The sequence below is a fragment of the Perlabentimonas gracilis genome (assembly GCF_011174675.1).
Lineage (GTDB): Bacteria > Bacteroidota > Bacteroidia > Bacteroidales > Tenuifilaceae > Perlabentimonas > Perlabentimonas gracilis.
The window spans coordinates 1-9,269 of the sequence record NZ_JAANIG010000072.1 but is presented as its reverse complement, the minus strand read 5'-3'; the positions used below and the strand labels follow the sequence as shown (position 1 = coordinate 9,269).

Below are 9,269 nucleotides of genomic sequence, written 5' to 3'. Positions count from 1 at the left end.
TTACTAGTTTTCAATCGCTATTTGCCCCTGCCTAACGGCCAGGCAGGCTCTAACGAGGGCGGCTGTTAATTGAGATTTCAAAATTTAAACAGTTTCTAAAGTCAGTGCAAAAAAGATGGGTTGCAAAAAAACTGCAACCCATCTTTGGCTTTTGTTAAGCAATACTAATGGATACTACTTAGAATAGTCCTGAGATATTACCCTTGTTATCAACATCCATTTTTTCCGATGCGGGTTCGGCTGGAAGACCAGGCATACGCATAATTTGTCCGGTGATAGGCACAATAAAACCAGCACCAGCGGCAACCTCAATTTGCCTTACAGTAACTACAAAATCCTTTGGACGCCCTAGTAAATCGGGGTTATCGGAAAGTGATTTTTGGGTTTTAGCCATGCAAACTGCAATCTTATCGAGCCCTAGGTCATAAACCTTCTTAAGGTCGCTCTTGGCTTGTTGAGTAAAGTCAACCGCCTCGGCACCATAAATCTTTTTAGCAATGGTTTCAATCTTCTTCTCTGGGGTCCACTCCCACTCGTATAAGCCTTGGCGTTGCGATAGGCAATTGGGGGCAATCTTGGCTACCTTTTCGGCAAGGTCAATGGCTCCCTCGCCACCCTTACCCCAAACATCCACAACCGATACAGGAACGTTCATATTCTCAGCGGTTTGTTTCACAAACTCTATCTCCTCGTCGGTATCGGAAGTAAATCGGTTAATTGCAACTATGGGGCAAATACCGAATTGGTACATATTCTCAATGTGCTTCTGCATATTGCTTATGCCCTTCTTAAGCGCCTCAACATTGGGTTGTGCAACCTCCTTTACGGGCACCCCGCCATGATATTTAAGTGCACGAATAGTGGCAACCAGCACAACAGCATTGGGCCACAGGCCAGAGGACTGACACTTGATATCGAGGAATTTCTCGGCACCCAGGTCAAAACCAAAACCAGCCTCTGTAACCACGTAATCACTGAGCGAAAGCCCCATTTTAGTAGCTACAACGGTGTTCGTACCCTGTGCAATGTTTGCAAATGGGCCACCGTGGATAATAGCCGGTGTGTTCTCCAGAGTCTGAACCAGGTTGGGCAGCATAGCATCTTTCAGGAGTGCAGCCATAGCTCCTTCGGCTTTAAGGTCGCGAGCGTAAATAGGTTTCTTATCGAATGTGTACCCCACAAATATGTTCCCCAGCCTTTTCTTCAGGTCTTCTAAATCTTCGGCCAAACAAAGAATAGCCATAACCTCCGATGCTGCCGTAATGTCGAAACCCGTTTCGCGTGGTATACCCGATGTTGTTCCACCAAGACCAACTATTATGTGACGCAACGAGCGGTCGTTCATATCCATCACCCTTTTCCAATGAACAGTTCGTGGGTCGATGTTGAGCGAACGGGTTTTACTTTGGATATTGTTGTCAATAATAGCCGCCAGAAGATTATGAGCCTTTTCAACGGCAGAGAAATCGCCTGTGAAATGCATATTAATATCTTCCATTGGTAGCACTTGCGAGTATCCACCACCAGTAGCACCTCCCTTAATACCGAATACCGGACCTAGCGAAGGTTCCCTTAGCACAACTGTGGTTTTCTTGCCAATCCGGTTAAGCGCTTGCGATAAGCCAATGGAGACCGTAGTTTTTCCCTCGCCAGCGGGGGTTGGAGAAATGGCTGAAACAAGAACCAGCATATTCTTATCCAGCTTGTTCTTATCAATTAGCTTTAGAGGAAGTTTTGCCTTATACTTACCGTAGGGTATCAGGTCATCCTGATCAATTCCAAGCTTTGCCGCAATCTCATTAATGGGTTGTATGGTGCCCTCATGAGCAATTTCAATGTCCGATTTCATAATTATTTATGTTTACATGTGTTTAAAAAAAAATCAACAATAAGGCTATTACCAAAGTTAACAACATTTTCTCAAAAGAGTTTAAACAAAAACTTTTAGGGTTATGTAATTGCTTAATAAATATATCATTAAGCCTTAATAGCCCTTAACCAAAGCTGTCTATAAAAGCGTTGCTTACAAAAAAGCAGTCTTTGGTTTATAGGATTATAAGGTACTTGAGCGGACAAAATTCATAAAATTTTATATCATTTCCACTAGGCAATACGAAAAATACTTACATTTGCAACGTTTGCGGTTAAGGGAATCCCGTGCAAATCGGGAGCAGTACCCGCTGCTGTAATCTCCATTCAACTGCTAGGCATCCTTGCCACTGTCCGCCAACTGGTGGATGGGAAGGCCGCCCTAGCAGGGAGTAAGCCAGAAGACCTACCGATAAACAAGCCTCAACTGTAAGCTTTCGGGAATAAAAGCTGAAGATTTTGGTACCAATCTTCAATAGGTTTTCTAAATCCCCTGATTTTACGGTTCGAAGGTTTTAATGTGTAACCATTTAAATCTTTAACCAAATGAAAAGTTTTACAAAATGTTCTGCGCTAGCGCTAATGGCGCTTGTAATTGCTCTGTCGTCATGCACAGAGAAAGATGACTTTACTACAGAAATTGTCGATTTCCAATCGATAAATCTTGAACCCGATAGCTATTGGAATGGCTCCGATGGTGCTGGTGAGATGGTGCTAGGTATGGCTAGCTTCAACAACAGCTACGATGCCGACTGGGGCGCATGGTCGGGTTTTGCCTTTAGCAATGTTACCGATACTGAAACAGCAGGTTGGAGCAACCAATACAGCGCATACGTTGCATCGGAGCCTAATGCTAACAATAACTATGCAGTATCATACGTAGCTGGCACCGAAGCAAATATTACTTTCACCTCAGAGGTTAACCTCAGAAGTGTTAAGATTACCAACTCAACCTACGCTTACCTCTCTATCCTTAATGGCGATGATTATACTCGCAAGTTTGAGGATGGCGACTGGTTCTTACTAACCATAGTTGGACATAATAGCGAAGACGAAATTTTAGGGCAGGAAGCGTTTTATCTTGCTGACTTTAGAAACTCTGCAAACGTAATAGTTGATGACTGGACAAAAATTGATTTAAGTGGCCTAAAAGGTGTAACCAAAATCGTTTTCCATCTCTCCTCTTCCGATAATGGGGACTGGGGTATGAACACCCCAGCCTACTTCTGTATGGATGATTTGGTGTATACATACATGAATTAATGTATCTTGCGTATCCATTAGGCAAACATAGCAGCCGAATGGATACGCTTGACCTTTCACCCCAAAAAGCAAACCTATGCGGCTAAAACTTGCGTTGATCATATTCTCGCTGACACTCTTTTACTCATGCTGCAATGAGGATCCGGTAGAAACTGCTCGATTTGAACTGGCAGAAGAAGAGTTATTGATAATACCCTATGAACAGGGAGGATTTCTATCGTTTAAACACTCCAATGGGTATACCTTTGATATGATTGTTGAGGAAAGTGCCGTTTGTTGGGAAAAACGTAATGACTTTTGCGAGTGGTTTTGCTGCCCGCCAACCTACATCTCCGTGCAAACCGCTAGGGCAAAACTTGTATCATCATATCCTAAGCTAACATTCGAGTTTGCCGTTGAAGGCGACAATCACTTTTACTCCGATTACAAAGGCTTTAATATCACCTTAAACAATAAGCACCAAGCAACAATTCTTTACAATAGTGGGTTTAACTTTGAGACCGATTCAGTTAGCAAAACCTATTTTTACGAGTTGATGGAAATTAATGGTAGCGACTACCAAAACGTTGTGGAGAAACATTTCGATTCGCATTACTACATTAGCGACACAACCCTTTTATTGCCAAAAGCGGTATTTTACAACAAACAGTTCGGATTACTTATGCTAAAAATGAGTAACAATGAAACGTATTCGCTTGTTAATTAACACATCAGCACTTATTGGTATACTTGCCTTGGCATTAAGTTGTGGCGATAAAATTGTAGGTACTTTCTACCTTTCAGAAGAGGCTTTAAACTACGAGATAGATACCACAATCACATCATTCAGAATGGTTGATAATTATGGTATTACCGAAGAGTTTTACCTGCATAGCGATAGCTGGGGTACAAACTACAAATACTTACACGAGTGGGGTGTAGATGGCAACGCCTTTGGCGAAACTTTTTACGTAAAGTACTATTCTGTTTTAAATGATTTCAGCATGACTTACGTACTTATGGCCGACGTTGATCACTCTGAACTAGAGGTTGAGTGGGGATATAAAGATTTTGTCAGGTACAACTTTGATAAGAAAAAAGTAGTTCATGGTACCAAGGCAAAAGTTATGTTCTACGATTCACTTAGGGTTAAAGATAATACCTACGACAGAATAATTGAAATTGATTACACCGATGTAAAAGATAAGATAAGCGAAGACACCCCAGTGAGAACGTTTATTTCTGGTGAAAGGGGACTAATTAAATTCACGCTAAAATCGGGTATAACCTTTGAACGTATAGACTACTAATCCAAAGCTAAATTCATTACAAGAATTTGTTATGGTTAATAATAGAATAGCATTACTTATAACAATTTTCATCGGATTTTTATGTTTTTTTCTTCCAGCTAGGGCAAACAACCTAAACCTTGCCAATGGCGCTATTGCTGGCAACATGGTTACCTTTGAAATTGGATGGGAAAATGCCTGGAATCTTACAGAAAACAGCGGCAACCACGATGCGGTTTGGATTTTTGTGAAGGGACAAACGACTACGGGCAGCTGGACTCATATAGATGTTGAGCAAAACAGCACATTACATTACACCTCATCACCATTGACAGTTGAAACCGTTACGGACGGGAAAGGGCTGTTCCTGCTACTGCAAACCCAAGGCTATACCAACGTGGAGACCGCACAAGTTTCGGTTAAAACCACCGTAAACCTTGAAGAGTTTAGGCAGATAAAAATCTTTGGCATCGAAATGGTTCACATACCCCAAGGGCCATTCTACCTTGGCGATGGAGCATCGGTATCATCGCTTGCCAATGCCAGTGGCAACCCAATCCTAGTTGAATCGGAGCAGGAAATCGATCTCACAAAAATTATAATTCACAACCCAAATAGTGAGTTTTCACCAGCTGAGCTACCACAGCTCCTACCCAGTGGGTTTCCCAAGGGAAAAGAATCATTCTATGTGATGAAATACGAAGTATCGCAGCTTCAGTATGTCGATTTTTTGAACACGCTTACATATACTCAGCAGAAGAGCCGCACCTCCCTCCCTCCCTCCTCTCCAAAAGGTACATTCGCAATGGTAAACCCCTACCAGCGCGATAGTCTATACCGCAATGGAATTGTAATCCTGGAGCCGGGAGTTGAGTCGAGCAAACCTGCTCGATATGCAATGGACTACAACAAAAACCAACAGTATAACGATAATAATGACGGTTTACACAGAGCGTCGAATTTTATGAATTGGGGCGACTTAAGCGCCTACCTCGATTGGGCTGCGCTGCGCCCCATTACCGAACTAGAGTTCGAAAAGTTAAGCCGTGGAAAAAACGCCACACCTATTGCGGGCGAATTTGCCTGGGGAACAGCAACGGTAAGCAATGCCAACAATCCGACCAATGATGGTACAATTTTTGAGTCTGTAAGCGATGTTCCTCAGTTCGAGAGCGGACTGGCCAATCACGGAACCTTTATTGCAACCGAAGGGTGGGGATTACGAGGCGTGCTGCGGACTGGATTTGCCGCCAACGAGAATACCAATAGGATTCAAGCAGGTGCAACCTACTATGGTGTAATGGAGATTAGCGGAAATGTTTGGGAACAAACCATAATGGTTGCAGGTGGTGGCGAGAATTTTGAAAAGATTTTTGGCGATGGAGTGCTCAGCGAGAATGGAGATGCCAATGTGCAAACGTGGTGTAACCCTAGCACTGCATCGGGCGTATTACTCAAAGGTGGCGGGTGGCAAAGCACCATATCGAGTGTTGGATCATGGCGCGATTTGGCAATTTCCGATAGGTTTTACTCCCACCTAAAACCAGCAAGCAGAAGAAATTCTATTGGAGGTAGAGGGGGTCGATAAAATAATTGCTATATTTGATTAACAGTAGGAGGCAATAATATGAAGAAAATATACATATCAATTCTATTTTTTATGCTTTTCGGGGCAGCTGTAAGCGCCCAAGCACACTATGCTGGTGGAAGTGGAGGTGGTTATGCATCAACGGCTATTGGCAATAGTACATTCGTATTGGTTGGCGACAGCATATCCACCAAAGTGTTTGATGTAACAGTTTTCCCTAACCCACTAACCAGCAACGATATTTTTAAAGCCAAGTTCACAGGCCTAAAGCATTCCGAAAAAATATCGATAGTTGTTTCGGATATGATTGGCAGCAGGCTCCTGGTTGATCAAGTTGATGCAAACGATGAGATAATTATAAACTTACCCACCGAAAGGCTATCGAAGGGGATTTATCTTATCACTTTCCAGCACAACAACCACAAGATAACCCGACGTTTTAACTATAGCAAATAGATTATCAAGACACCGTAAATAACAAGCCTCCTGAGCAGCTAGCTGCTCAGGAGGCTTGTTATTTTAATACAATAGCTATTCCTGTAAATATATCCGCTTAACCCTTCGCGAAACAGAGGTTAACACCTCGTATGGAATGGTATCGAGTTGCTGGGCAATCTGCTCAACCGTAGGATTATCACCAAAAACCACCACCTCGGTACCCTCTGCAACATTGGGAATTTCGGTAATATCAATGGAGCATGTATCCATACTTATGTTACCAATAATTGGTGCAAGCGTACCATTTACCAGCACATGCCCCACGCCATTGCTCAACCGTCTATTAAGTCCATCGGCATAACCAATGGGTATGGTAGCAATTATTGATGGCCTTGTGATCACACCCTTGCGGTTGTAACCAACCGTTTCGCCTTCGGGCAGTAGCTTAATCTGTGCAATATACGACTTGAGCGAATTAACTACTTGTAACTTCTGCCCGTGCTTGGCGCTAATTCCGTAAAGGCCTATTCCGAGCCGAACCATATCGAACTGCGCCTGTGGAAAGCGCTCTATGCCAGCCGAGTTTAGAATGTGTTTAATGGGGGCATAACCCACAGACTCTGATATTCGGTTTGCAATTCGTTCAAAGGAATCTATTTGCCTACTGGAGAATTCATCCAACTCCTTATCATCGCTAGCCGCTAGGTGCGAAAAGATGCTTTGGATATGAATGTAGGGATGATCCTTCACGCGAACGATAAGGTCGTCAATATCGCTCTCCATAAAGCCTAACCTGTGCATCCCCGTATCAATTTTAATATGGATAGGGTAGCTATTTACGCCCTGCTTACTCGTAGCAGAGATGATACTTTGCAGGCTAGCAAAGCTAAATATCTCGGGCTCCAAGTTGTATTCAATCATGAGGTCGTAGTTCTCAAAAGTGGGGTTTAGCACAACTATGGGCAGCGTAATGCCAGCCTCGCGTAGGGCAATCCCTTCATCGGTAAAGGCAACGCCAAGGTAATCGACCCTGTGGAATTGCAACAGGTTGGCTATTTCATGCGAACCTGAACCATACGAGAACGCTTTCACCATAGCCATAACCTTGACATCGGGCTTAAGCAAGCTACGAAAATGGTTCAAATTACTTACCAGCGCATTAAGGTTGATTTCAAGAATAGTACGATGGCTCTTCTGTTCCAGCAATGCCGATATGCGCTCGAACCGAAACTGTCTACTACCCTTAAGCAGTATGGCAGAGTCAACAAATTCGCTTCGGGTATACCAACGAATAAAGGCTTCTGTTGTGATAAAAAATTCGCTTCCCCGGGGGAATAGATCGGCAAAACGAGATATTTCAGTACCAACTCCCAGCACCCTATCTACCCCCTTAACTGTAACAAGATTTGCCACATCGGCATATAGTGTTTCGGGTGTTTGCCCACTTTGTAGTATGTCTGAAAGAATTAGTATGCGCTGTGGGTGCTGCCGCTGCTGCGCGAGGAAATCGAGGGCAATGGATAGGGAACCAAGATCGGAATTGTAGCTATCGTTTATAATGGTACATCCATTCACCCCCTCCTTCTGCTCAAGCCGCATGGCAACAGGTTGCAGGTTAAGCATCCTTTTTGCAATCTCACCAATACTTTGTCCAAGTATAAGCATGGTGCACAGGCAATGCATTGCATTCTCTACTGCGGCCTCGTCGGCAAAGGGTATTGTAACGTCGTAAGTTTTGTGGTTATAGTTAAGGGTTAGCTCTGTTTTTCCCTGTGCTACCGTAGCCATTTTGAGCAGTACATCTACATCACCCTTGCGACCCCAGGTAAAAAGTTTTACCTTTTCGTTAGCAGCTGTATTCTTAGCCAATTCATTTACAACCTCATAATCGGTAGAGTATATAAGAGTTTCAACATTGGTAAATAGTTTCATCTTTTCTCTTGCCTTTGCTTCAATATCAGCAAAATTCTCCTGATGGGCCATCCCTATGTTGGTGAATACTCCAATGGTAGGTGATACAATGGGTTCAAGCTTCTCCATTTCGCCAGGCTGAGAGATTCCAGCCTCGAATATTGCCAAGTTGTAACTCTTATCGAGCTGCAATACCGAAAGCGGTACGCCCAGCTGTGAGTTGTAACTTTTTGGGCTGCGGATAAGCTGATAATTAGCACCAAGTAGCTGCGCAAGCCACTCTTTCACTATCGTTTTCCCGTTGCTGCCCGTAATGCCAATCACCGGTAGGGTGAAGCTTTTTCTGTGAAAAGTAGCCAATTGCTGCAACGCATCGAGCGAATTGTATACCTGAAGAAATGCGGCATCGGATTGATCGGCTCCGAATTTCACGGCGCTGCTCACCACAAAAACCCTCACGCCGCGGGCGTAGAGCTCGGGGATGTAGTCATGTCCATCATGCTGCTCGCCTACCAGAGCAAAAAAGACCGAATGCTGGGTTTGCATCACCATACGGCTGTCGGTTACTACTGCCTTTATGTGCTCCTGATTTAGATTCCCGTAGGGACGTGCATCAATTACCTGTGCTAGCTGTTCAATGCTATAGTGTAGCATAAGCTGAGTATTTCAATTTATAGTTATAAAACACAAATATACCCAAGAATAATCAGAAATCCCAGCCGACTGAGGTCGGCAATCCTATCTGTTGGTAAGCTTAAAAAAATCACTAGTGTCCGACTAAGTCTTTTTTTAAATGATAATAATGTAATAGATTTCTCGCTTCGCTCGAAATGACAGGCTGTTACGCTGTATGGGGAGAGGGGGTGAAGGCGGCTACTCCTTTTTCACCAAGCTGCCGTTAATCTTAACGATAAGCAGCTCGAAGGTGAAGT

The 9,269-nt window shown here is 43.5% G+C and carries 7 protein-coding genes and 1 riboswitch; of the genes, 5 read left to right on the top strand and 2 right to left on the bottom strand.

Annotated elements, in window-relative coordinates; translation table 11 throughout:
* Positions 1-178: 178 nt before the first annotated feature.
* Positions 179-1,849: a formate--tetrahydrofolate ligase gene (locus tag G8O23_RS16780; protein WP_166367009.1), complete on the bottom strand. Its 1,671-nt coding sequence runs from the start codon at positions 1,847-1,849 to the stop codon at positions 179-181.
* A 275-nt stretch (positions 1,850-2,124) separates the two neighbouring features.
* Positions 2,125-2,297, top strand: a riboswitch (cobalamin riboswitch).
* Between the two features lie 118 nt (positions 2,298-2,415).
* Between G8O23_RS16780 and G8O23_RS16775 the strand changes: the two genes are divergently transcribed.
* The 5 genes from G8O23_RS16775 to G8O23_RS16755 all read left to right on the top strand — a co-directional run bounded on the left by G8O23_RS16775 (position 2,416) and on the right by G8O23_RS16755 (position 6,444).
* Positions 2,416-3,132 (top strand): DUF4465 domain-containing protein, encoded by a 717-nt coding sequence (locus G8O23_RS16775; RefSeq protein WP_166367007.1) that lies wholly within the window; start codon positions 2,416-2,418, stop codon positions 3,130-3,132.
* A 76-nt stretch (positions 3,133-3,208) separates the two neighbouring features.
* Positions 3,209-3,838, top strand: coding sequence for a hypothetical protein (locus G8O23_RS16770; protein ID WP_166367005.1), 630 nt, complete (start codon positions 3,209-3,211; stop codon positions 3,836-3,838).
* On the top strand, positions 3,813-4,421 hold the full coding sequence (locus G8O23_RS16765) for a hypothetical protein (protein ID WP_166367003.1): 609 nt from the start codon (positions 3,813-3,815) through the stop codon (positions 4,419-4,421). Before G8O23_RS16770 ends, G8O23_RS16765 begins: the two co-directional genes overlap by 26 nt.
* A 31-nt stretch (positions 4,422-4,452) precedes the next feature.
* A complete protein-coding gene (locus G8O23_RS16760; protein WP_166367001.1) occupies positions 4,453-5,988 on the top strand; it encodes an SUMF1/EgtB/PvdO family nonheme iron enzyme in 1,536 nt (511 codons plus the stop codon).
* Between the two features lie 39 nt (positions 5,989-6,027).
* Positions 6,028-6,444 (top strand): T9SS type A sorting domain-containing protein, encoded by a 417-nt coding sequence (locus G8O23_RS16755; protein WP_166366993.1) that lies wholly within the window; start codon positions 6,028-6,030, stop codon positions 6,442-6,444.
* 75 nt (positions 6,445-6,519) lie between these two features.
* Here G8O23_RS16755 and G8O23_RS16750 read toward each other — a convergent pair whose 3' ends face one another.
* Positions 6,520-8,991, bottom strand: a complete 2,472-nt coding sequence (locus tag G8O23_RS16750; RefSeq protein ID WP_166366991.1) for a bifunctional UDP-N-acetylmuramoyl-tripeptide:D-alanyl-D-alanine ligase/alanine racemase — start codon at positions 8,989-8,991, stop codon at positions 6,520-6,522.
* Positions 8,992-9,269 lie beyond the last annotated feature (278 nt).

Bases quoted from the DNA above. Each gene is read 5' to 3' on its own strand.
- G8O23_RS16760 (WP_166367001.1), top strand. From the start codon at position 4,453: ATGGTTAATAATAGAATAGCATTACTTATAACAATTTTCATCGGATTT.
- G8O23_RS16775 (WP_166367007.1), top strand. From the start codon at position 2,416: ATGAAAAGTTTTACAAAATGTTCTGCGCTAGCGCTAATGGCGCTTGTA.
- G8O23_RS16770 (WP_166367005.1), top strand. From the start codon at position 3,209: ATGCGGCTAAAACTTGCGTTGATCATATTCTCGCTGACACTCTTTTAC.
- G8O23_RS16755 (WP_166366993.1), top strand. From the start codon at position 6,028: ATGAAGAAAATATACATATCAATTCTATTTTTTATGCTTTTCGGGGCA.
- G8O23_RS16750 (WP_166366991.1), bottom strand. From the start codon at position 8,991: ATGCTACACTATAGCATTGAACAGCTAGCACAGGTAATTGATGCACGT.
- G8O23_RS16765 (WP_166367003.1), top strand. From the start codon at position 3,813: ATGAAACGTATTCGCTTGTTAATTAACACATCAGCACTTATTGGTATA.
- G8O23_RS16780 (WP_166367009.1), bottom strand. From the start codon at position 1,849: ATGAAATCGGACATTGAAATTGCTCATGAGGGCACCATACAACCCATT.